Genomic DNA, 21900 nt, shown 5'->3' on the forward strand with positions numbered 1-21900 from the left:
ACGTGAGCTGCGATCACCACCGCCTGCAGGGGTCGCCGCGCCAGGAGCGCCCTAGGCGGATGCCCGCCGCGCCTCCCACGCCGACGCCACCATCTCGGCGAGCGTGTGGCGCATCGCCCAGCCGAGATCGCGCGCGGCGAGATCGCCGCTCGCCACGATGCGCGGCGGGTCGCCGGGGCGCCGCTCGGCGAGCTCGGGGTCGACGGCGATGCCAGTGACCCTCGCGACGGCATCCATGATCTGGCGCACCGAGACGCCGTCGCCCGAGCCGAGGTTGTACGCGGGTTCGAGCGGCTCGCCCGCCTCGAGGCGGCGCGCCGCGGCGACGTGGGCGAGCGCGAGGTCGGCGACGTGGATGTAGTCGCGCACGCACGTGCCGTCCGGCGTCGGGTAGTCGGTGCCGTTGATGCGCGGCTGGCGCCCCTCGGCGAGCGCGTCGAACACGAGGGGGAAGAGGTTGTGCGGGCTGGTGTCGCGCACGGCCGGGTCGCCCGAGCCGACGACGTTGAAGTAGCGCAGGCTCGTGTGCCGCAGCCCTGCGGCGACCTCCTGGTCGCGCAGCAGCCACTCGCCGATGAGCTTCGACTCGCCATAGGGCGACGTCGGGTTCTTCGGGGTGCCTTCGGTCACGAGGTCGACGTCGACGGCCCCGTAGACGGCTGCCGAGGAGGAAAACACGCACTGCTGCACCCCGGCGCGCTGCATCGCCTCGAGCAGCGTGATCATGCCGGTCACGTTCTGCTCGTAGGTGTGCAAGGGCCGTTGCACGCTCACGCCGGCGTACTTGAACCCGGCCACGTGGATGACGCCCGTGACGTCGTGGTCGGTGAGCGCAGCATCCACCGCCGCAGCATCGAGAAGGGATGCGCGCACGAAGGGCACCCCCTCGGGCACGAAGGCGGCGTGCCCGCTGGAGAGATCGTCGAGCACGACGGGCGCGAGACCCGCGTCGCGGAGGGCGCGCACGACGTGCGCACCGATGTAGCCGGCGCCGCCGGTGACAAGCCAGGTCATGGCGTCCACGCTAGCGGTCGCGGAGGTCTCGACTACCGCCGGGGGTAGTCGTAGTAGTTGCGCAGCGACGAGGAGCGCACCCACACGTAGCTGCCGTTGTGCACCACCTGGTACCAGGTGCGGGCGCTCGCGTACACCTCGATGCGCCGGCCGGAGGGGAGGGTGCCGAGCTGGTCGCTCGTGCTCGCGTAGCGGTAGTAGGGAGTGGAGCCCGTCGTGACCGCGTTGAGGTCGCCGTAGGAGGCTCGGGTGCTGATCGGGCCGGTGAAGTGCTCGTAGGTGATGCGGCCGAGTTCGCGCACCCCCTCGACGGTGGCGCCCTGGCTGCCGAGCACGGCGATCGCATAGGAGCCCGTCGGGGAGGTGACGATGCCCGCGTCAGACTGGAACCAGCCGGCAGACGACCACGCCGAGCCGGTCTTGTTGGCCACGGGGGTGCCCGCCTGGACGCCCGCGGGCAGCTTCGAGCGCCACAGCTGGGTCTCGAGCAGCTCGACGAACAGGTCGGTGCTCTCGGGGCTCAGCAGCTCCCCCCGGTCGAGGCGGCTCAGCAGAAGAGCGAGGTCGTCTGTCGTGGAGACCTTCGCGGGGTAGTAGACGCCGCTGCCGCTGTAGCCGTCGTAGACGGTGCGGCGGTAGCCGTCTGCCCAGAACTGGTTGTTGAGGCTCTGCTTGCCGACGAGGTCGACGAGATCCCAGTGGCAGTAGTTGTCGGAGACGTGGATCATCACGCGCAGGCAGTTCTGCACGCTCACGCCCGATCGCGTGGGGGTGCTCAGAGAGAGCAGCCCGTTGTCCACGCGGTCGAGTACGGCGTAGGCGACGAAGAGCTTGATGACGCTCACAGGCTCTTGCATGAGAGAACCGCGGATGCTCACCGCGGTCTCGAGCCCGCCGATCTCGCGCACGCTCACCGAGTAGGAGCCCGGCAGGGTGCGCAGCCGCTGCTCGAGGGCAGCCTTCAACTCGGCGTTGCTCGTCGCCCGATCATCGGACACGGTGGTGCACGCCACGAGCGAGGCCACGCGCGATGACAGCACGGCGGTGCCACCGAAGAGCGTGACGCGGCCGACATCGAGCCGTGTGAGCATCGCCTCGCGCGCCGCGCGGGGCAGGCAGGTGGGCCCGGAGAGGTAGAGCGGGGCGTTCTCGATGCCGGCGAGCACCGCGCCCGAGAGCGCGTCGGCATAGCCAGCGCCGGTGGCGACGAACCCGCGCTCGGCGGTCGGGAAGGCGTGCCCGTTGATCGCGACCGCGGTGGCGTAGCGGTCGGGCCCCGCGAGACGCTGCACCGTGTCGACGGCAAGGCTGAGCTCGATGCCGCTCGAGACCACCGACGCGCCTCCCGCGATGTAGGCGTTCTGCACGTTGCGCGAGGCGATGAGCTGCCTCGTGGCCGAGTCGAGCGTGGATGACGCGCCGTTGACGAGCAGCACGGGCGCGCCGACGGCTCCCGCGGCGGAGGCGGCAGCGAGCGCGTCCGGATAGTTGCGGCCGGTCGCGAGGTACACGGTGTCGCTGGGTGGCGCGAACGTCGAGACGAGAGCGCGGGAGGTCGCGTACCGGTCGGCACCCGACACTCGGCGCACGTCGAGCCCGAGGCGCTTCACCTGCGTCACGACGGAAGAGGTCACGACGGCCGTGCCTCCGACGATGACGACTTCGGCGGGCGCGAGGCGCCTCAGCTCTGCGGCGACGACGTTCGGCAGCGAGCGCGAGCCGGTGAGCAGCAGCGGCCCGCCGAGCGCCACGGCGAGGGGCGCTGCCGAGAGAGCGTCCGGATAGTCGACGCCGCTCGCGAGGAACACGATCGGCACTCCGGGCTCGAAGGTCTCCTTCGAGACGGCGACGGCGGTGGCGTAGCGGTCAGCCCCGGCAAGTCGGTCGGCGCTGCTGGCCGCCGTCGACTCGAGCGGAGGGGCACCATCGGGCACGGCGTCGTCGTCGAGCGGTGCGGGCGTCGGCTCTGCCGTGGGCGCGGGCGTCGACGGAGGTTCAGGCGTCGACGGAGGTTCCGGGGTCGGCGTCGACGTGGGCGCGGGCTCCTGCGTCACGACCGGCGTCGGTTCGGGTTCGGTCACCGCGACCGCTGCCGTGCCGAGCGATCCGCCCGTGAGCGCACCGCTGGCGAGCACAGCGACGAGCAGCGCTACTCCTGCAATTCTCACAGCCCCCATGACCGCTCACCCCCCGGTGCGTCGCCTTCAGGGTAACGGACGCACGCCGCTACGGCGTGCCGCGCGGCTCAGTGCTCAGGATGGCGACCGGTCGCGACGACGACGCGACCCGTGCCCCGGATGCTCAGCGCATCGTCGTCGCAGTACGCAGCCTGCCCGCGCTCGAGCACGAGCGACCCCTGCAGGGTGGCGCTGCCCTCCAGGCACAGCGCGATGGCCGGGCCCCGGGCATCCAGTGTCACGCCGTCGGCGGCGGCGCCCGCCTCGACGACGGTGAGGGCGAAATCGACGACATCGGGGCTGAAGCGCCGCACGCCGGGAGCGACCTCGACCGGGTCGATGCGCGGTTCCGGCACGGGCCGGGCGTCGAGCACGGCCATGAGTTCCGGCACGTCGACGTGCTTGGGGGTGAGGCCGCCGCGCAGCACGTTGTCGCTCGCCGCCATGACCTCGATCGCGAGGCCCTGCTGGTAGGAGTGGATGTTGCCGGTGGGCAGGTAGAGCGCCTCGCCGGGCCGCAGCACGACGGTGTGCATGAGCATCGAGAGCGCGACACCGGGATCACCCGGATAGTGGCTCGCCAGACGTCGCACACTCGTCCAACTGTCACTGTCGAGCGCGCCGTGCTCGAGTCGACGCGCGGCGTCGATGAGGGCATCCACGATCACCGCGATCTCAGCGCCGCCGGCGATCAGCCACGGCACGACGTCGGCGAGCGCCGCGTCACCCGTGAGTCTCGCGACGAGCGGCTCCAGCTGGGCAGACGCGGCCGACCGCAGATCGGCAACCGAGTCGTCGACGGGTCGGAAGCCGGCGAGCGCGATGAAGGGGTCGCTGAGCGCGTAGATGAGCTCGGGCTTGTGCAGCTCGTCCTTGTAGTTGCGCTTCGGGTCGTCGAGGGCGATGCCCGCCGCGTTCTCGCGCGCGAAGCCATCGCGCGCCTGCTCGATCGTCGGGTGGGCCTGCAGCGAGAGGGGCTCGGCGGCGGCGAGCACCTTGAGCAGGAAGGAGAGCTTCTGGCCGCGGGCCCGTAGGTGGGCTGCGAGGTCGGGCTCCGGCGCGCCCTCCACGATGCGCGCGGGCGAGCCGGGGTGGTCGCCCAGCCACAGCTCGGCTTCCGGCCCGCCGCTCGGGGTGGTGCCGAGCAGGTCGGCGATCGCGGTGGTCGCCCCCCACGCGTAGGGGCGCGGAGTGTTCTCGATGCGCAGCAGCACGGTGGGTCCTCCCGGTGGTCGACTCCACGCTAGCGAAGCCAGCGGCATCCACTCGTGCACGCCGGTTCGTGCACTCTCGACAAGCGGCACGGGCGGGCGCGCGCCGGCCGTATGGCGCCTCGACAACGGCCGGGCACCGGCCAGGATGCAGGGCGTAGCCTCGGCCCATGACGTTCCCCACCCTCGCCAGCGACTTCTACGGCTTCGAAGCTCTGCTCGCCGACCACGAGCGCGACGCCCTCGTGCGTCTGCGCACTTTTCTCGAGGCGGAGGTGAAGCCCGTCGTCAACGACTACTGGGAGCGCGCCGAGTTCCCCCGGCAGATCCTTCCCGGCCTCCACGAGCAGCAAGTGTTCGGCAACCTGTGGGAGGAGACCAAAGCGGGCGACTACAGCGCCGTGTACGGCGGCTGGACGGCGCTCGAGATGGCGCGCGTCGACGCGAGCGTCGCCACCTACGTCGGCGTGCAGAACGGTCTTGCGATGGGCTCGATCGGCGTCGCCGGCTCACCCGAGCAGCGCACCGAGTGGCTGCCGAAGCTCAAGACCGGCGAGGTCGTCGGCGCGTTCGGGCTCACCGAGCCGCTCTCCGGCAGCGACTCGGCCCAAGGCCTCCGCACGACGGCCACCCGGGACGGAGACGAGTGGGTGCTCAACGGCTCGAAGCGGTGGATCGGCAACGCCACGTGGAGCGACATCACGATCATCTGGGCGAAGAGCACGGAAGACGGCCAGGTGAAGGGCTTCATCGTACCCACGAGCACGCCCGGCTACTCGGCGACGAAGATCGAGCGCAAGCAGTCGCTGCGCATCGTGCAGAACGCCGACATCGAGCTGACGGATGTGCGCGTACCCGAGTCGCACCGCCTGCAGAACGCGAACTCGTTCCGCGACACCGCCTCCGTGCTGCGCCTGACCCGCGCCGAGGTCGCGTGGGCGGCCGTCGGCACCGCGATCGGCGCCTACGAAGCAGCGGTCGCCTACGCGACCGAGCGCGAGCAGTTCGGCAAGCCGATCGCCCGCCACCAGCTCGTGCAAGATCTGCTGAGCCGCAGCCTGGGCAACATCACGGCGAGCATCGCGCTGTGCACGCGCGTCTCGCAGATGCTCGACGACGGCGTGCAGCGCGACGAGCACGCCTCGCTCGCGAAGGCGTTCGCGACGACGGCGATGCGCGAGACGGTCGGGCTGTGCCGCGAGGCGCTCGGCGGCAACGGCATCGTGCTCGACTACGACGTCGCGCGCTTCCACGCTGACGCCGAGGCGCTCTACAGCTATGAGGGCACCCGCGAGATGAACAGCCTCATCGTCGGTCGGGCGATTACCGGCATGGGCGCCTTCGTCTGATGCCCTGCCCGACGCGGCCGCACTAGGCTGAGGGCTATGTCGTGGCTCCGCGAGCGCCGAGTGGCTCTTGCCGGCCTGACCCTCTTCACGCTCCTCGCGGGCGACGCCTGGCGGTACAGCATCAGCTGGTACGGCTGGGGCGCGCTTACGGCTCTGCTGGGTATCGCGTGGCTCGTCGTCGCGGTGCGCGCGCGCGTCGACCTGCGCCGCGTCCCCGTGGCGCTCGCTGCGGTTGCCGCCTATCTGACCCTCTCGATCGCCTGGTCGGCGTATCCCGGCGCTTCCGCCATCGGCGTGCTCGTGACCCTCATCACGGGCGCCGTCGCGGTCGTCATGACGCAGGTGCTGACCCTCGGCGACCTGGTGCGCGCCCTGAGCGCGGCAACGCGGTGGATTCTCGGCCTCTCACTGCTCTTCGAGCTCGTCGTGGCCACGCTCGTGCGTCAACCGGTGCTGCCGTTCTGGACCTCCTACGAGGAGCCGTACCCGGCAGCGTTCACCTGGTCCCGCAATGCGCTGCTGGAGGGCGGGCGCATCCAGGGCATCACCGGCAATGCCAACCTGCTCGCCTTCGTGGCCCTCGTGGCAGTGATCGTGCTCGCCGTTCAGTGGAGGCTGCGGCAGACCGACCCCGACCACGAGGCGTCCCTGCGCCGACCGGCGGCGCTCGGCTGGATCGCGATCGCGGTCGGCGTCCTCGTGCTCACGCGCTCCGCCACGGTGCTCATCGCCGGCGTCGGCGTCGTCGTCGTGCTCGGCGTGGTGCTGCTCGCCCGCCGCCGAACTGGTCGAGCCCGCCTCGCGATCTACGGGGCCGCGGTCGCCATCATGGCGGCTGTCGCGACCGTGGCGGTGCTGCTGCGCGACACACTGCTGGATCTGCTGGGCCGGAGCGATGACCTCACCGGCAGGCTCGACATCTGGTCGGCGGTCATCGGCCTCGCGCAGGAGCGGCCGTGGTTCGGCTGGGGCTGGGTCAGCTACTGGGCGCCGTGGGTGGAGCCCTTCGACGATCTGGTCGTGATTCGCGGCGTCACCTACCTGCAGGCGCACAACGCGTGGCTCGACGTTTGGCTGCAGCTGGGCATCCTGGGTCTCGTCCTCTTCTCCGTCCTCGTGCTGTCGACGGTCGCACGCACGCTCGCTTGGGCCGTGGATGCTCCGCGCGGCGATTCCCTCGACCCCGCTGCCCTGCGCCTCGCGCCCGTGCTGCTCCTGGCCATGCTGCTCGTGCACAGCCTCGCCGAGTCGCGCCTGCTCATCGAAGCCGGTCTGCTGCTGCTCGTGTGGATCGCCGTCGCCTCGCGCCAGCACGAGGTGCGGTGGCGGCGAGCGGAGGCGACACCATGACGCCCGCAATCCGCGCCTTCGTGGGCTCGGCGCGCTTCAGCCAGGCGCTCACCGAGGCGATCGTGGGCTTCGCCCTCATCACGGGAGCCGTGCGCGCGATCATGGGTTGGCCCGGCGCTCTCGGCGTGCTCGCCGGGCTCGTCGTGCTCGCGGTGGCCTCCCTGTGGGCGCAGCCGGATCGCATCGAGTGGCGCGGCGTTCTGCCGATCTCGATATTGGCGCTCTTCGGGCTGCTCACGGTGAGCGTCGTGTGGAGCCAGTACACCTGGGTGACGGTCGGCGGCATCGCTTACGCGCTCGGATTCGGTCTGCTCGGCCTGTACATCGCGCTCGTGCGCGACCTCATCCAGCTCGTGCGCGCGGTCGGCAACGCCCTGCGGGTGATCCTCACCACGTCGTTCGTGCTCGAGATCCTCAGCGGGCTCCTCATCGACACCCCCCTGACCTTCCTCGGCATCTCGGGCTCGCTCGCCGAGGGCGGCCCCATCGAGGGGCTCGCCGGTACCCGCAATGCCTTCGCCTTCCTCGGCGCCCTCGCGATCCTGAGCTTCTGGATCGAGGTGCGCACGCGTTCCGTGTCGCGTGCCGTGAGCGTCTACTCCCTGGCTCTCGCCGCGGCGACGATCATCTTCGCCCGGTCGCCAGTGTCGCTGCTCGTGCTCGCAGCCGTGCTCGTCGCCGGGCTCGCCCTCGTGCTCGTGCGGCGCCAGAAGACGGTGGCGCGGCGCGCGACACAGAGCGTGCTGCTCGTCTCACTCGCCGTATTCGGCATGCTCGCTTGGCTCTTCCGCACCGCGCTCGTCGACGCCGTCGACGCCGCGACCGATGTGGAGGTGCGCACGAGCGTGTGGGCGCGGGTCACGGGCTTCATCGACCAGTACCCCGTGCAGGGCTGGGGCTGGGCGGGCAAGTGGCCGAGCGACGTCTTCCCCTTCGCGGTCGTCGCCGATAGCACCGGCCGGCAGCCGCCTTCCGCGCTCAACGCCTACATGGACGTGTGGCTGCAGCTGGGCCTCGCCGGGCTGCTCGTGCTCATCGTGGCGCTGAGCCTCGCGTTCGTGCGGGCCTGGCTCGTGGCCTCCGAGCGCCGCAGCACCGTCTACGTGTGGCCCGCCCTCACGCTCGTGCTGCTCGCCACGACAAGCATGACCGAGAGCTACCTGCTCTACGAGGGCGGGCTGCTGCTGTTCGTGACATCGGCGTTCGCGGCCGCGCGCAACCGCTCCTGGCGCGGGCGGCTCGACTAGGAAGAACGTCACCCGCCCCCAGCCGTGCGACGCTTCATATGTGAAGCATTCTCCTGGTCACCGTGTTATGCTTCTTATCTGACGCATATCGCGTCGAGAGCGAGATGCATCAGATCAGAAGCGGAGCGCTCCATGGACAGGAACCAGGCACCGTGGTACCGGGCACGCAGCCGTCACGACATCGGCTCTGCGGTGCGCGAGGCTCGCAAGCTCGACGGCAGGAACCAGGTCGATTTCGCTGAGCGCGCCGGAGTATCGCGGTCAACCGTGCAGCGACTGGAGCGCGGTGACGACGTCTCCGTCGATGCCCTGTTGTCGGCCCTGGCCGAACTGGGCTTGGAAGCGATCATCGTTCCCCGAGGTGCGCACGTGAGCGTGAGCACGCGATGACGAGACTGCAGCTCTGGCTGCGCGGCGAGCATCTCGGCGAGGTCGAGCAGCTGCGCTCCGGTCGTGCGCGACTGCGGTTCTCCGGCGACGCCCTCCGCCGTTGGGGAGGGGGCAGCCGACCCCTGAGCTTGTCGCTTCCGCTCACTTCCCAGCGCGTCGAGGGCTCCAGGTTGGATACGTTCCTGGACGGGCTCCTGCCCGAGGGCGCACTGCGCGCGCAGCTCGATCGTCGGTACGGTGCACGCACCCCCGTCGACCTGCTGCGCCACATCGGCCGGGAGTGCGCTGGAGCGGTGCAGTTCACTGTCGATGACACGGTGCCCGGCGCCGGACGTCTGCGCCCGCTCAGCGAGGACGAGACCGCGTCTCTGGTCAGGGATCTGCCGACCCTTACTCCCCCGGACGACCTGCCGCTCGGTGCATCCCTGGGCGGCGTCCAGGCGAAGCTGCTTCTGGCCCGCACCGCGAGCGGCTGGGCCTGGCCGACAGATGGAGCGATGTCGACCCACATCATCAAGCCGCAACCGAACGACCTGACCAGCCCCCCTCTTCTGATCACCGCGGAGGACTGGGCGATGCGGGTCGCCGCAGCCGCGGACCTGCCCGTAGCACGCACCGAGCTCGTCGATTTCGATGGTCGACAGGCGATCGTCGTCGAGCGCTACGACCGTGCGGGCGGGGAGCGGACCCACCAGGAGGACTTCACGCAGGCGCTCTCCGTGCCCTCTGTCTCGAAGTACGAGTCGACGTTGTCAGGTACGGCGAGACTGAAGTCGATCGCGCAGCTGGCAGCACCGCAGTCCCACTACCCGAGTCGGTTCGCTGCCGGGCTGCTGGAGGCGGTGGCCTTCAACACGATGATCGGCAACGGAGACGCCCACTCGAAGAACTACTCGCTCACCATCGACTCTGCAGCGCTGGTCGACATGGCGCCGCTGTACGACACGGCACCGGTGATGTTCTTGGGGCGGTTCACCCACGCTGGTCACGCCGTCGCGGGGCAGGTCGACCTGCGCTACATCACCCGGCAGCATCTCATCGACGAGGCCGTCTCATGGGGCATGAAGCCTGCGGAGGCCGACACCGTCGTCGAGGGCGTGGCGCAGCGTGTGCTCGATTCCATCGAAGCGACGTCCGTGCCGACCGAGCTCGCGACGATCGTCGAGAAGGTCCGGCACCGCGTCGGGGGATTCGGAAGCTGATCCGGTTCAGCGCCGACGCTTCCGTAGGGGCCTACGCAGTGCGCGCGGCGAGCACCGAGTCGAGAATGTCGTCAAGGTCGTGCCGTGCACGCCAGCCGAGCTCGTCGGCGATGCGGCTGACGTCGGCGACGACGGCGGCGGGGTCGCCGGGCCGGCGGTCGCGGGTGACGGTGGCGGGAGCATCCGGGATGCGGTGCCGGATGCCCTCCACGACGTCGCGCACGCTCGACCCGACTCCCGTGCCCACGTTGTAGGCGCGGTGCGGCTCGGGCTGCCCGGGCAGGGCGTCCAGTACGGCGAGGTGCGCGTCGGCGAGGTCGCGCACGTGCACGAAGTCGCGCACGCACGTGCCGTCGGCGGTCGGGTAGTCGTCGCCGAAGATCTGCGGCGAGCGCCCGGCGTCGATCGCCTCGAGCACCATGGGCACGAGGTTGAGCACGGCCGTGTCGGCCAGGTCGCGCCAGCCTGCGCCGGCCACGTTGAAGTAGCGCAGGCTCGTGACGCGCAGGCTTTCGGCGCGGGCGACGGCGGCGGCGAGCCGCTCCCCCGCGAGCTTCGTCTCGCCGTAGGGGTTGACGGGCACGGTCGGCGCGTCTTCGGTCACGACCCCGTCGGCGTCGCCGTAGACGGCGGCGGAGCTGGAGAAGACGAGGTCGCGCACGCCCGTGGCGACCATGGCCTGCAGCACGGCGGTGAGGGCTCCGACGTTCTGCCGGTGGTACCAGAGCGGTCTGGTGACCGATTCGCCGACCTGCTTGCGGGCCGCTAGATGGATGACCGCCTCGACGCCCTCGTCGGCGACGAGCCGCGCGAGCACGCCGGCCGCGCCGGGTTCGGCGAGGTCGAGCTCGTGGGCGGGCATCCCGTCGATGCGGTGGCGCAGGCCGTGCGCGAAGTCGTCGACGATGACGGGGGTGTCGCCGCGATCGGCGAGCACACGGCAGATGTGCGAGCCGATGTAGCCGGAGCCCCCGGTGACGAGTACGCGCACCCGGTCAGTCTAGGCGGGCACTGGGAAGGCGTAGGCGATGTCGAGGTCGTGCTCACCCTCGGGCAGGCCGAGCACGAGGGCGATCACCTCACGCACGGCCGCGTCGAGTTCGTCGAAGTCGGCGCCGAAGGTGTGCGCATTGGGCAGGTCGCGAACCTGCGCGATGAGGTGCCCGGCGTCGCGTTCCACGTCGACGATCCACGTCGTCATCGCAGCCACCCCTTTCCGAGCACTGGTTCCAGGTCTCGCTCGATAGCTCTCAGCGTGCCCTTCGGCACGTCGCCGCCATGGTACGGCACCGTGGTGCGTGCGACCAGGTCCCCGAGCACGACCTCGAATAGCCGATGCGAACCGCGTTGCCTGACGAGCGTCCCACCACGCACCTTGATTCTCTTCTCGACTTCTCGCGCACGCACATGGGCGAGTGTGACGCCCACACGGCCACGCCAGCTCGCGTGCACTCGACCCGTTGACGTCGATGCCGCAAGGGCCGGTGTGGAGGACGCGTCAGCAGCGGCGCAGGTCGCGGGCGGAGTTGCTGACGACGGCGGTGCCACCGAACACGGTAATGGTCGACGGGCTCAGATCGAGGATGTGGTTGACGACGCCCGGCTCGACGCACTTCGTTTGCGTTATGTACATGGGCCCACCCGAGATGCCAGCCAACACTCCGCCCGCGAGGGCGTCCGGGAAATTCTGGCCGTATGTCAGGAACGCGTCGGGTGCCGAGTCGGGGTGCGCGAACTTGTTGATGAGCAGCGAGGTCGCGTAGCGGTTCGCGCCGCCGTAGCGGGCTGTGCTCACGCCCGAAACGGCGTCGATAGCGTTCTTGACGCCGTTCGACACGACTGCCGTACCACCAGCGATGCGAGCGACAGTGGGTTCGAGCTTCGACGAGAGGAAGCTGCGCGTGGCCGAATCGATACCCGAGGCCGCGCCGTTCACGAGCAGGATCGGCACGCCAGCGGATGCGGCCGCGGCGCCCGCCGAGAGAGCGTCGGCATAGTTGGCACCGGTCGCCACCCACACCTGCTCATCTGTGGAGAAGAACCCCTTGGTGAGGCCACGCTGCGCGATGAGCCGTGACGTCTCGTAGCGGTTGGCGCCGCCGATACGGACGACCGAGTCGGCGTAGGACCGCAGAGCGCTCGCGACTGAGCCGCTGACAACGCTCGAGCCTCCCACGATCACGATCGTCTGCGGGTTGAGCCGGTTGAGTTCGGATCGCACGGATGAGGGCAGGGAACCCCGCTCGGTAAGCAGGAGCGGGCCGCCCTCAGCCGCGGCCGCGGGGCCGGCGCTGAGCGCGTCCGGGAAGTTGGCGCCGTTCGCGATGTAGACCACGGGAACGTTCGGCGAGCCGGGGTACGCACGAGCAGCGATGGCGTTGGCCGTGTCGTATCGGTTCGCTCCCGAGAGTCGCACCCCATCCGCCACGAAGATGCTTCCGGTACTCGGGGCAGCCTGCGTCTGCGAGCCCCAGCTTGCGGTCGCCGACCATTCGAGGGTGCCCCGTAGTCCGTCGAGAGGCACCGACCAGTCGCCATTCGCACCGACGGTGGGCGACACCGTTGCGCCGCCATTGATGGACACCTCGACACCGTGCCGAGTCGAACCACCCGTGACCCGCCCGAGGAGGTTCGGAGTCGCGCTCGGGCTGAGGCGCACTGGCGACGATGCATTGCGATTCGTAGACGAGAACCCGATGAGCGGCTCCCAGTCGGGGTACACCTTCGTGACCTGCTCCCATGCCGAGTTTGCAGAGTACAGAGTGCTGAACACACCGACGTTCCCCTGAACATTGCATGAGGGGAACTGGTCAGGATCGGCATTAGAGGCCGCGGACGTGATGCCGACCGCGCGGCTCCCAACCACTGCTGGCCCACCGCTGTCGCCCTGCCGGACGCAAATCGCCGCCACGATCGCACCTACGCAGTACGCGCCGGGTGCCTCGCAGTTGGACCCGCCGACAGGAACAACTTGGTCAACGCCATCGCTGAATCCATATTGTGCCGCAGTTGCAGGAGTCAAGATCGCGCCGCATGTCCAACCCGTCGTCGAACCCGATTTGCACAAAGTCGCGCCAGATATGGCCGGCCCAGCGTCGCGAATGACCAACGGCGACGAAGCGAGAGGCGCGCCCGATGTTGAGTTGCCCCATGTAACGATCTCAGGCTTGCCGACCCAGACGTCATTGGTGACCTGAGTAGCGCCGAAGTCGTAGTACGTGATGACCGGGTCAAAGTCTGGCGCGCCAGTGTCGAATCCCGGGTTCGCATATTCGCCAGCGACGTGACGGCCACCGTTGCCGATCTGGGTGGTGGCGCCTATAGTCCCGCCGGAGATGGTCGGGCGATTAATGGTGGCCGCTCTTCGCATCGAGCCCTCAATCGTCTCGCAATGGCCAGCCGACAGCATCTCCAGTTCGCTGTTGGAGGTATTGAGACCGACGAAACCGATAGAGCATCGAGAAGAGTCATACACGTAGGGCATGCCACCACGGAGGTCGGCGGCGGGCTCGAGACCCTCGATAGCCTCGGTCGCGCGCGCCGCCGGTGCAGAGCCGAACTCGACCCGGGCGCCGACGCTCTCCGCCACCCGGGCATCCGCATCGTTCTCGACGGTGACGACGAGGTCATAGCCCTCCAAGCGGGCGTCGACCACGTCGATGACCTTGGTGAGGTCGGCCACCACATCGGCTGCCGCATTGCCGGCTTCGCTCTGCGCGAGCCACTCGGCCCCGCTGAGGCCCACGTCGCGCGCGAGCGCCTGCTGCAGGCCCGCGGGCAGAGCAGCACCCTCCGCGGCGAAGTCGTCAGGCTTGACGTCGACCATGCGCGACGGCTCGTCGCCCACCGGGGTGACCGGCCGCTCGAGTGCTCGTACGGGCGCGGCCGCCGGCTCTGCTGCGGACGCAGCCGTGACCGGGGCCGCCACCAGGGCGAGGAGGGCGAGGAGCGCGCCAGTGGTGGCGGCGCGGGGGCTACGCATCGACGATCTGCCTTCTGCTAGGAGCACGGGCGGTAGTTGTAGGCGTTCGAGGTGAGCACCGAGGTGCCGCCGACGAACGTGAGGCTCTGCACGCCCGAGAGCGTCAAGTGGCCGACGGCCGCTGCGGGAAGGCAGCTGCCGGGCGAGAGGTGCAGCGGCGCGTTCTGGGCACCCGCGACGGCGGCCGCCGCGAGCGCGTCAGGGAAGTTGACGCCGCTCGCGAGGTAGCCCGCGGTCGCCGTCGGGAAGGCGTAGTCGTTGATGCTCGCCGCCGTCTTGTAGCGGTCGGCGCCACCCCGACGCACGAGGGACGTCACGTCGGTGCCCGACTTCAGCGAGTTCAGGTAGTTCGTCGAGATGACGGAGGTGCCACCGGCGGCGACGACCGTCGTGGCACCCAGCTGATCGATCACACTGCGCGTGGCAGAGTCGGCCGAGTTCGAGCCCGGCGGCACGAGAAGAACGGGAACCCCGCGAGAGCCCGCGGCAGCGCTCGCCGCGAGAGCGTCGGGGAAGTTGCCGCCGCTGGCGACAAAGACCTCGTCGGCGCCATCAGGGAACGCGAGAAGCGCGAGCGCGCGGGCCGTCGCGTACCGGTCGTCGCCCGACACACGGGTGACGGTCGTAGCGAGCGCCTCCAAGGAGGCGACCACGGACCCGCTGATGACGCTCGGGCCGCCGACAACGATGATGTTCTCGGGCGCGAGCCGCACGATCTCGGCTCGCACCGAGTCCGGCAGGGAAGCTCGGTTGGTGAGCAGCAACGGCCCGCCGGCGACAGCCGCTGCGGGCGCCGCCGCGAGACCGTCGGCGAAGCCCGTGCCGACCGCGATGTAGACGGTCGAGACCGCGCTCGGGTCAGGGTAGGCCGACGCCGCAAGCGCGACAGAGGTGGAGTAACGGTCAGCCCCGGCGAGGCGCGACTTCGACACCGCGCTCGAGAGCTGCCCGGTCGGGTTGCCGAACCAGTCGGTGTAGAGGCGCCAGAAGTTGCGGTTGCCGTAGCTCGAGCAGCTGTCGCCCGTGCCGTACAGGTTGCTCATCGCGGCCGAATTGGGCGTGTAGGGGGTGTAGTTGTACAGCCCGGCGGTCGCGGCGTTGCGAATGACCACCCGCTTCGTTCCGCAGGAGGTGTTGGGGTGGTACTGGATGTACTCCGTGCCGATCTGGTTGTTGTACCACGACGGGTTCAGGCGATAGCGCTGGAACTGCCAGGCCGCCGAATACAGCTGGGGCCCGATGCCGGCGTACTCCACGTTGCAAGGAGCAGTGTCGGGGCAGTCGTAACCGAGCGCGAAGTCGACGGCGCGCTGCGAGGGGGCAGTCGACGTCACCAGGCTCTGCTCCTTCTGCAGGGTGACGAGCAAGACCTGCGCCGCGATGCCGCACGCCTGCTGCACGCGGTAGATGATGCGCGAGACGCGCTCGTCGCTGCCGGAGGAGAAGGACCGGCACTGCTCGTTGGCGCTGCGGGCCGCCGTGTCTTGCCTCAAGATGTCCAGGCAGCGTGAGTTCTGACACGTGCCGCTCTTGGACGCGAGGAAGGACTGGATCTCAGACTCGGTCATGCCATTGCGATCGTAGAACTGCAGATCGCTGATGAGGTAGCCGGGGTCGAAGTCAGAGCGATCGGCCACGGAGTCGAAGGTGTTGCCGCTCTCCACCACCGCCCGATCGGGCGTCTCGTCGATGACAACCGGCTCGACGACAGGCTGAGCGTACGCGGGAGTCGCGGCGACGACGAGGCTGCCCAGCAGCGCCGCGGCCCCGATCGCGGCCACGGCACGCAACGAGCGCCTCCGCGCCTGCGGCGCGCTGGCCTCGAGAGAAATGGACCGCGACATGATGAACCCCCCCCGCCCGCAGCCCCCTGCCGCGAGTCACAACAGTCACAACAGTAACTCGATTGCGGCACAAAAGGGAGGCCCTCACTCGGGGGCGTTCGTTAGACGAACCCGAGGAACGATCGCAGAGCATCCGCACTTCTCGCGCCGTCGTGGTGGGCGCGCACGAAACCCGGCCCGGTGGAGGCCCGCTCGGCAGCGCGAGCGGGGTCGGCGACGATGTCGCGCACGACCGACTCGAGCGTCGTCGCGGTGGCCTCGACAACCGGCAGCGCCTCCCCGCACTCGCGCTCGACGACGCCCCGCACCTGCTCGTCGACGTGACTGACGACGACCCGGCCCGCCGCCATCGCCTCGCACGCCGCGACCCCGTAGATGCCGAGGCGCAGCTGATCGACGACGATGTCGGCCTCGCCGTAGGCGGCCACCATCTCGTCATTGCTGAGGCCCGTGATCGAGCGGTAGTCGATGAGCCCTTCCGCGGCGAGGCCGTGCAGAACGGGGTCGATGAGGTCGGTGCCCTTCACGATCGTGCGGCTCGGAATGTGCACGACGAGCGGTCGCTCCCGGCCGGCGAACGGCGCCCGCTCCGTGGCCCACCGCTGCGGGTCCACGACGACCGGCAGCCATCGAGCCTCGGGCAGGTCGACGAGCAGGTCGGGCGTGGAGACGAACACCGGCAGGTCGACCTCCGCCACGAGAGCCGCATTCTCAGCGGTGACGCGCTCGAGCGCCGCCGTCTGGTCCCACCCGCCCGGCCCGAACGGCGACCATTCGGCGCGCGCCCGGTGGCGGGAGGGCGAGCGGATGTCGCTGCCGTGGAACAGCAGCGCTACGGCGATGCCCGCGCGGCCCAACTGCCGCAGCTCGCCGCGCACGTCGCACCGGTGCGGGTCGCCGAAGAGCGGCGACGCCGACTCGAGCAGCACGTGCGTCGCCCCGTCGAGCACCGCCCGACGCTGCGCACGCTGCCACCGCCGCGACCAGCGGTACTCGCCGCGCGTGATGCTCTGGTCGGCGGGAAACTTCGCGAACCGGTCCATGTCGATCTGCATCGTGCGGGCGACGACGCCGTCGAGCCGCTCGGCGGCGCGCGCCCACGCCCAGCCCTGCCCCGCCGAGTTGGTGGGCGCCACGAGGAGGCGCACGGCCGCGTCGCGCGGCAGATCGATCGCCGGTGAAGGATGCGCGGGGTCGAAGCGCTGCGTCGGGTCGACCATGCGCGACACGAGAGCGCCGGGTGCCACGACCAGGGACGCCCGCAGCACGCTGCGCAGAGCATCCTTGCCCCGCTCCACGGGGCTTCGAGGGGGGCGCGGCACCTGTTCACGCTACCAGCGGGGCCCGCGCCGCCCGCGAGCGCACGAAGCGCGAACGGTAGGCTGGCACGCGCCCGCCGTACCGGCTCGGGCACCCGAGAACCGCAGGAGACCTCACCGCCCATGCCGACCGAGCGCGTCGCCCTGCTGGCTGTTCCCAGCGAGATTCTCAACGACCCGCGCGTGCGCCGCGAGATCGACTGGCTCACCGACGCCGGCTGGGTGGTCGACACCCTCGGCTTCGGCCCGCACCCCAGCCCCCAGGTGCGCACCCACTATGAGCTGCTGCCGCCGACCGTGTGGGAGTCGAGCCCGTGGCGGCAGCTCGTGCTGCACGGCCTCATGACGAACAGCGCCAAATTTCGCCGTATCATCCAGCAGCGCATCCCCACCGACGCAGCCGACGCGGTGCGCGCAGGTACCTACGACCTCATCGTCTTCAACGATCGTGAGCTGGCACCGTGGAGCCGCGACCGCGACGTCTTCGGCGGGCTCACCGCCACGCACCTCCACCTCGACATGCACGAGTACTTCACGCAGCGCATGCGCGAGCGCACGCCCTTCGGGCTGCTCGCGTGGAGCTGGCAGCGCTGGCTCACCCGCCGGCTCGGCGACCCGCAGTTCACCACGCGCTCGACCGTGTCGCAGCGCCTCGCCGACTACTACGAGCATGATCGCGGGATGCCCCGGCCCGCGGTCGTGCGCAACATCCCTGAGTACGTCGAGCAGGAGCCCCGGGCCGTCGACCCGCAGCGCATCCGCCTCATCTACCACGGCCTCGCCCACTGGGAGCGGGGCCTGCGCGATCTCATCGACACGATGGGGCTCGTCGACGACCGCTTCGAGCTCACGCTCATGCTCACCGGCGACGACGCGATGATCGACGAAGTGCGGCGCATCGCGGCGCCGCACGGCGACCGCATCGTGCTTCGGCCCGGCGTGCCGGTCAAGGAGATCGCGCGCACCATCAACGAGTACGACCTCGCGATGATGGTCTACCGGCCCGTGTCGCCCAATGTGCGCTACATGCTGCCCAACAAGCTCTTCGAAGCCGTGCAGGGGCGCATCGGGGTCGTCACGGGCCGTAACGAGGTCATGATCGCCGAGCACGAGCCCTACGGCTTCGGCGTCGTCGTCGAGCCGTGGGGCGCGCAGAAGACCGCGGAGCTACTCAACGCGCTCACGGCGGAGAAGGTGCAGCAGCTCAAGGAGGCCGCGCACGCCGCCGCGCCCGTGCTGCACTCGGAGAACGAGAAGCAGAACCTGCTGCAAACGGTGGGGGCACGATGAAGTCGGCGTGGAGGGCCGCGATGGGCGTGCTGCGCATTCTGCCGCCGCAGGCCAAGCCGTTCCTCATCATCTACTCGGTGACGCTCGGCATGCTCGCGATCCTCGACGCCATCGCGGTCGCCCTGCTCGCCGTCGTCATCGGCCCGATCCTCTCCAACAGCCCCGTCGACCTTCCGATCATCGGCCAGGTCGACGATCAGGGGCTCATCCTGCTGCTCGGCCTCGTGTGCGTGCTGATCATGTCGAAGTCGGTCATCGCCGTCGTGCTGCTGTGGGGCGCCACCCGCCGCTTCGCGCGTTACGAGCTCGACCTCGGCAGCCGCCTGTTCGAGACCTACGTGGCCGCATCGTGGACGGAGCGCCTCAAGCGCAACTCGGCCGACCTCGTGCGGCTGACCGACAATAGCGTCGCCGTCGTCATCGCAGGCCTGCTGCTGCCGGGCGCCACCCTGCTCGGCGAGGCGATGAGCTTCGTCGCGGTGCTCGGCGTGCTCGCGATCGCCCAGCCGACCGTCGCGCTCATCTCACTGCTCTACCTGGGCTTCATCGGCGCGATGCTGTACTTCTGGGTCACCCGCCGCTCGCGCGAGGCGGGCGCCGTCACCCTGCGCTACTCGCTGCGCACCTCGCGCCTCATCACCGAGATGATCGGCGCGCTCAAGGAGATCACGCTGCGCGACCGTCTCGGCGCGATCGGCGACGTCGTGCGGGCGAACCGCTGGCACAGTGCGCGGGCCCGCGGCAACGCCGTCTTCCTCAAGGAGGTGCCGCGCTACGTGCTCGAGGCCGGCATCATCGGCGGCTTCCTGCTCGTCGGCGTCACCGGCTTCCTCACCGGCGGCACGACCGGGGCCATCACCGCAGTTGCTCTGTTCGGCCTCGCCGGCTTCCGCATCGCGCCCTCCATCGTGCGCTTCCAGTCGGTCGTGAACCAGGTGCAGATGGCGGCACCGCACGCCGAGCGCGTGCTCGACGAGATCGCCCGCAGCGAGCGCACCGCGGGCCGCGGCATCGACGAGCGCGACACCGCGACGCCCCCCGACCCCCCGCGCGAGATGGTGTTCGAGCGCGTCTCGTTCCGCTACTCCCCCGAGGCGGACGACGCCGTGCGCGAGGTCGGCCTCACCCTGCCGTTCGGGTCGGTCGCCGCCCTCGTCGGTGCCTCCGGCGCCGGCAAGTCGACGATGGTCGACCTCATGCTCGGGCTCCTGTCGCCGAGCGAGGGCACCGTGACGGTCGACGGCATCCCCCTCGATCAGGTGACCCGCTGGTGGCGCAGCCGCGTGGCCTACGTTCCCCAAGAGGTCTCGCTCTTCGACTCGACGGTCGCCCAGAACGTCGCGCTCACCTGGAGCGCCGACTTTGATCGGGAGCGCGTGCGCGAAGCCCTCGCGATGGCGCAGCTGCTCGACGTCATCGAGGAGCGCGAGGGCGGCATCGACGCGCCCATCGGCGAGCGCGGCCTCGCGCTCTCCGGCGGTCAACGTCAGCGGCTCGGCATCGCCCGCGCCCTCTACGCGCAGCCGCTCGTGCTCGTGCTCGACGAGGCGACGAGCGCGCTCGACACCCGCACCGAGGCCGCCGTGGCCGCCGCGATCGCCGAGCTGCGCGGCTCGACGACCGTCGTCTCCGTGGCCCACCGGCTCTCGACCGTCAAGAACGCCGACACCATCTTCTTCATGAGCGGCGGCCGCCTCGTGGGCGCGGGGCCCTTCGACGAGCTCGCCGCGACCGTGCCCGAGTTCGCCCAGCAGGTGAAGCTCGCCGGTCTCGGCGACGGCGAGCTGCGGTAGCGCCGACCCACCTAACAGGTTCTGAGCGACTCCACTCGGCCGCTCAGAGCGCTCGGGCCACCGACGAGGGTGAGCGAGCTCGACCCCTGTTCCAGCAGCAGAGCGCGAAGCTCGGGTCGCACGCACGTCGGCAGGCTCAGGTGCAGAGGGCCGCCGAGACTCACGGCGAGAGGCGCGGCGCCGAGGGCGTCGGGGAAGCTGAGGCCATTGGCGATGAGCGCGTTGTCGTTCGTGTCGAAGAAGAAGTCGTTGATGAGCTCACCGGTCTCGAAGCGGTCATCGCCACTGAAGCGGGTGACCTTGGCTAGGCCGTACTCCCTCTCCCATCGGTTCACCGCCAGAGCAGACACCGCGGAGTGGCCCCCTGCGACGTAGACGAGCGACGGCTCGTAGTCCTCCAGCGCATCCAGGGTCGTCTGGCTGAAGCTGCTCGCGTTTCCGTCGACCAGAAGGACGGGCATCCGTTCAGAGCCAGCGGCAGCCGCGGCCGACAGGGCATCCGCGAAGTTCGTGCCGGTCGCGATGACAATGCGGCTGCGCGGTGACCTCCACGCGCCGCTGTTGATGAGCTTGGCGGAGGTCTCGTAGCGGTCAGCGCCCGCGACGCGCGAGACCTCCCCGCCCCACGCATCGGCGATCTGCTGGATTCTGCGCTCGACCGAGCGCGAGATGACCGCCGTGCCACCGACAACGGTGATGATCTCTGGCTCAAGCCTGCGAAGCTCGGCCGCGGTCGCCGAAGGGAAGCTGTTCTTGGGGGTGAGCAGGAGTGGCGACTTGGTGCTTCCTGCCACGGGGGCAGCGCTGAGAGCGTCGGCGAACGACTCGCCGCTGGCGATGTAGAGCTGGAAGATCGGCCCGCCGGACGGCTTCATGGCCTTCGACACCGCCACGCTCGTGGCGTACCGGTCGGCACCGAACACTCTCTTCGTCTCGACATTCCACACCGGTGCCACCACCGCACCCACTGTCACCGTCTCGCCGGAGGTCAGCGTGAAGACCGTCGCCTCATCGGCACTCGCCACGGCGGGGTGGAATGTGCGCGCCACCGCGAGCGACCCCGTCGCCGACCGGGTCTCGACCACGTAGCGCCCGATCGGCAGGGAACCGAAGGTGAAGGCGCCGGAGCTCGCGGTACGAGTCTGCGCGACCGGAACCCAGTCACCGGACGAGTTTTCTCGGTACGCGATCACCGTGACGCGGTCGCGCGCGCTCGCCCCCGACGTCGTCTGCACGGAGCCGGTGAGGGCGGCAGTCGGCCGCAGTGTGATCGTGATGGGCGTGTAGGAGAAGGCGGAGCGCCACGGCACGACGCGCGGCTCGGCCAGGCGGGCGTCGACGACATCGTTCTCGTAGGTGGGCACGACGGCGTGGCCGCCAATGTCGCCGCCCGGAGCCTCGGCGCGCACATGGAAGTCGTAGCCCTCGTAGTTGTCGAAGCTGCGCACTTCGACCGTCCCGGCCGAGTTGGTGGTCCTCGCCCCTCCCGACCAGCCAGCGGCAACGCCGTGCTCGCTGTGACTGATGCGCACTGTCGCCGAGGGCACCGCCACGGGGCCAGAACCGTCGTCGAAGAGCACAGTGACCGCCAGCTTGACGTCCGCGGCTGCGGGCGAGACTGCACCCAGCGGAGCCAGGAGACAGGCGAGAGCGATGGCCGCCGCAGCGGGGAGAACAAGGGACCGGTGACCGGCACGACGACGAAGCATGAGACCCTCTCAGGGAGTTTTCT

17 protein-coding genes are annotated in these 21900 nt (G+C 70.0%); 7 read left to right on the forward strand and 10 right to left on the reverse strand.

Translation table 11 applies throughout. From position 1 onward, the window contains the following. Positions 1–51 precede the first annotated feature (51 nt). The 3 genes from galE (HUJ41_RS09950) to manA form a co-directional block, all read right to left on the reverse strand. Entirely contained in the window at positions 52–1014 is a 963-nt protein-coding gene (gene galE / locus HUJ41_RS09950) for a UDP-glucose 4-epimerase GalE (protein ID WP_179872424.1), read from the reverse strand. Positions 1015–1046: 32 nt separating this feature from the next. Beyond that, complete coding sequence (locus HUJ41_RS09955; protein ID WP_179872425.1) at positions 1047–3182, reverse strand: cell wall-binding repeat-containing protein; 2136 nt, start codon at positions 3180–3182, stop codon at positions 1047–1049. A gap of 77 nt (positions 3183–3259) precedes the next feature. Then, positions 3260–4405 (reverse strand): mannose-6-phosphate isomerase, class I, encoded by a 1146-nt coding sequence (manA, locus tag HUJ41_RS09960; protein WP_246299212.1) that lies wholly within the window; start codon positions 4403–4405, stop codon positions 3260–3262. Between the two features lie 167 nt (positions 4406–4572). Between manA and HUJ41_RS09965 the strand changes: the two genes are divergently transcribed. The 5 genes from HUJ41_RS09965 (at position 4573) to HUJ41_RS09985 (ending at position 9940) form a co-directional block, all read left to right on the forward strand. Then, complete coding sequence (locus tag HUJ41_RS09965; protein WP_179872426.1) at positions 4573–5751, forward strand: acyl-CoA dehydrogenase family protein; 1179 nt, start codon at positions 4573–4575, stop codon at positions 5749–5751. A 36-nt stretch (positions 5752–5787) separates the two neighbouring features. Then, positions 5788–7101 carry an O-antigen ligase family protein gene (locus HUJ41_RS09970; protein WP_179872427.1) on the forward strand — a complete coding sequence of 438 codons (1314 nt, stop codon included), beginning with the start codon at positions 5788–5790 and terminating at the stop codon, positions 7099–7101. Beyond that, entirely contained in the window at positions 7098–8348 is a 1251-nt protein-coding gene (locus tag HUJ41_RS09975) for an O-antigen ligase family protein (RefSeq protein WP_179872428.1), read from the forward strand. Before HUJ41_RS09970 ends, HUJ41_RS09975 begins: the two co-directional genes overlap by 4 nt. A 132-nt stretch (positions 8349–8480) precedes the next feature. Further along, positions 8481–8738 (forward strand): helix-turn-helix transcriptional regulator, encoded by a 258-nt coding sequence (locus tag HUJ41_RS09980; RefSeq protein ID WP_179872429.1) that lies wholly within the window; start codon positions 8481–8483, stop codon positions 8736–8738. Further along, positions 8735–9940: a HipA domain-containing protein gene (locus HUJ41_RS09985; protein ID WP_179872430.1), complete on the forward strand. Its 1206-nt coding sequence runs from the start codon at positions 8735–8737 to the stop codon at positions 9938–9940. Before HUJ41_RS09980 ends, HUJ41_RS09985 begins: the two co-directional genes overlap by 4 nt. 31 nt (positions 9941–9971) lie before the next feature. Here the strand turns inward: HUJ41_RS09985 and galE (HUJ41_RS09990) are convergent, their stop codons facing one another. The 6 genes from galE (HUJ41_RS09990) to HUJ41_RS10015 form a co-directional block, all read right to left on the reverse strand. Then, complete coding sequence (gene galE, locus HUJ41_RS09990) at positions 9972–10931, reverse strand: UDP-glucose 4-epimerase GalE (protein WP_179872431.1); 960 nt, start codon at positions 10929–10931, stop codon at positions 9972–9974. A 9-nt stretch (positions 10932–10940) separates the two neighbouring features. Next, positions 10941–11141 (reverse strand): hypothetical protein, encoded by a 201-nt coding sequence (locus HUJ41_RS09995; protein ID WP_179872432.1) that lies wholly within the window; start codon positions 11139–11141, stop codon positions 10941–10943. Continuing rightward, the gene (locus HUJ41_RS12945; RefSeq protein WP_431356465.1) at positions 11138–11488 is read right to left on the reverse strand and encodes a type II toxin-antitoxin system HicA family toxin; all 351 of its coding nucleotides are present in this window, start codon (positions 11486–11488) and stop codon (positions 11138–11140) included. Before HUJ41_RS12945 ends, HUJ41_RS09995 begins: the two co-directional genes overlap by 4 nt. Then, the gene (locus HUJ41_RS10005; protein ID WP_179872433.1) at positions 11439–13922 is read right to left on the reverse strand and encodes a cell wall-binding repeat-containing protein; all 2484 of its coding nucleotides are present in this window, start codon (positions 13920–13922) and stop codon (positions 11439–11441) included. Before HUJ41_RS10005 ends, HUJ41_RS12945 begins: the two co-directional genes overlap by 50 nt. 17 nt (positions 13923–13939) lie before the next feature. Beyond that, positions 13940–15766 carry a cell wall-binding repeat-containing protein gene (locus HUJ41_RS10010; RefSeq protein ID WP_179872434.1) on the reverse strand — a complete coding sequence of 609 codons (1827 nt, stop codon included), beginning with the start codon at positions 15764–15766 and terminating at the stop codon, positions 13940–13942. A 101-nt stretch (positions 15767–15867) separates the two neighbouring features. Further along, positions 15868–17088 (reverse strand): glycosyltransferase family protein, encoded by a 1221-nt coding sequence (locus HUJ41_RS10015; protein ID WP_179872435.1) that lies wholly within the window; start codon positions 17086–17088, stop codon positions 15868–15870. 120 nt (positions 17089–17208) lie between these two features. Between HUJ41_RS10015 and HUJ41_RS10020 the strand changes: the two genes are divergently transcribed. Next, entirely contained in the window at positions 17209–18375 is a 1167-nt protein-coding gene (locus HUJ41_RS10020) for a glycosyltransferase (protein ID WP_152582453.1), read from the forward strand. Next, positions 18372–20168 (forward strand): ABC transporter ATP-binding protein, encoded by a 1797-nt coding sequence (locus tag HUJ41_RS10025; protein ID WP_152582454.1) that lies wholly within the window; start codon positions 18372–18374, stop codon positions 20166–20168. The genes HUJ41_RS10020 and HUJ41_RS10025 overlap by 4 nt, the downstream gene beginning before the upstream one ends. Positions 20169–20179: 11 nt before the next feature. Here HUJ41_RS10025 and HUJ41_RS10030 read toward each other — a convergent pair whose 3' ends face one another. Further along, complete coding sequence (locus HUJ41_RS10030) at positions 20180–21877, reverse strand: cell wall-binding repeat-containing protein (RefSeq protein WP_179872436.1); 1698 nt, start codon at positions 21875–21877, stop codon at positions 20180–20182. Positions 21878–21900 lie beyond the last annotated feature (23 nt).

Source organism: Microcella indica (genome assembly GCF_013414345.1).
Lineage (GTDB): Bacteria > Actinomycetota > Actinomycetes > Actinomycetales > Microbacteriaceae > Microcella > Microcella indica.

Coding starts and splice junctions, on each gene's coding strand:
- HUJ41_RS09995 (WP_179872432.1), bottom strand. CDS start 11,141: ATGACGACGTGGATCGTCGACGTGGAACGCGACGCCGGGCACCTCATC.
- HUJ41_RS09965 (WP_179872426.1), top strand. CDS start 4,573: ATGACGTTCCCCACCCTCGCCAGCGACTTCTACGGCTTCGAAGCTCTG.
- HUJ41_RS09970 (WP_179872427.1), top strand. CDS start 5,788: ATGTCGTGGCTCCGCGAGCGCCGAGTGGCTCTTGCCGGCCTGACCCTC.
- HUJ41_RS10025 (WP_152582454.1), top strand. CDS start 18,372: ATGAAGTCGGCGTGGAGGGCCGCGATGGGCGTGCTGCGCATTCTGCCG.
- HUJ41_RS09980 (WP_179872429.1), top strand. CDS start 8,481: ATGGACAGGAACCAGGCACCGTGGTACCGGGCACGCAGCCGTCACGAC.
- HUJ41_RS10030 (WP_179872436.1), bottom strand. CDS start 21,877: ATGCTTCGTCGTCGTGCCGGTCACCGGTCCCTTGTTCTCCCCGCTGCG.
- HUJ41_RS09985 (WP_179872430.1), top strand. CDS start 8,735: ATGACGAGACTGCAGCTCTGGCTGCGCGGCGAGCATCTCGGCGAGGTC.
- HUJ41_RS10010 (WP_179872434.1), bottom strand. CDS start 15,766: ATGTCGCGGTCCATTTCTCTCGAGGCCAGCGCGCCGCAGGCGCGGAGG.
- HUJ41_RS10020 (WP_152582453.1), top strand. CDS start 17,209: ATGCCGACCGAGCGCGTCGCCCTGCTGGCTGTTCCCAGCGAGATTCTC.
- HUJ41_RS09975 (WP_179872428.1), top strand. CDS start 7,098: ATGACGCCCGCAATCCGCGCCTTCGTGGGCTCGGCGCGCTTCAGCCAG.
- HUJ41_RS10005 (WP_179872433.1), bottom strand. CDS start 13,922: ATGCGTAGCCCCCGCGCCGCCACCACTGGCGCGCTCCTCGCCCTCCTC.
- galE (WP_179872424.1), bottom strand. CDS start 1,014: ATGACCTGGCTTGTCACCGGCGGCGCCGGCTACATCGGTGCGCACGTC.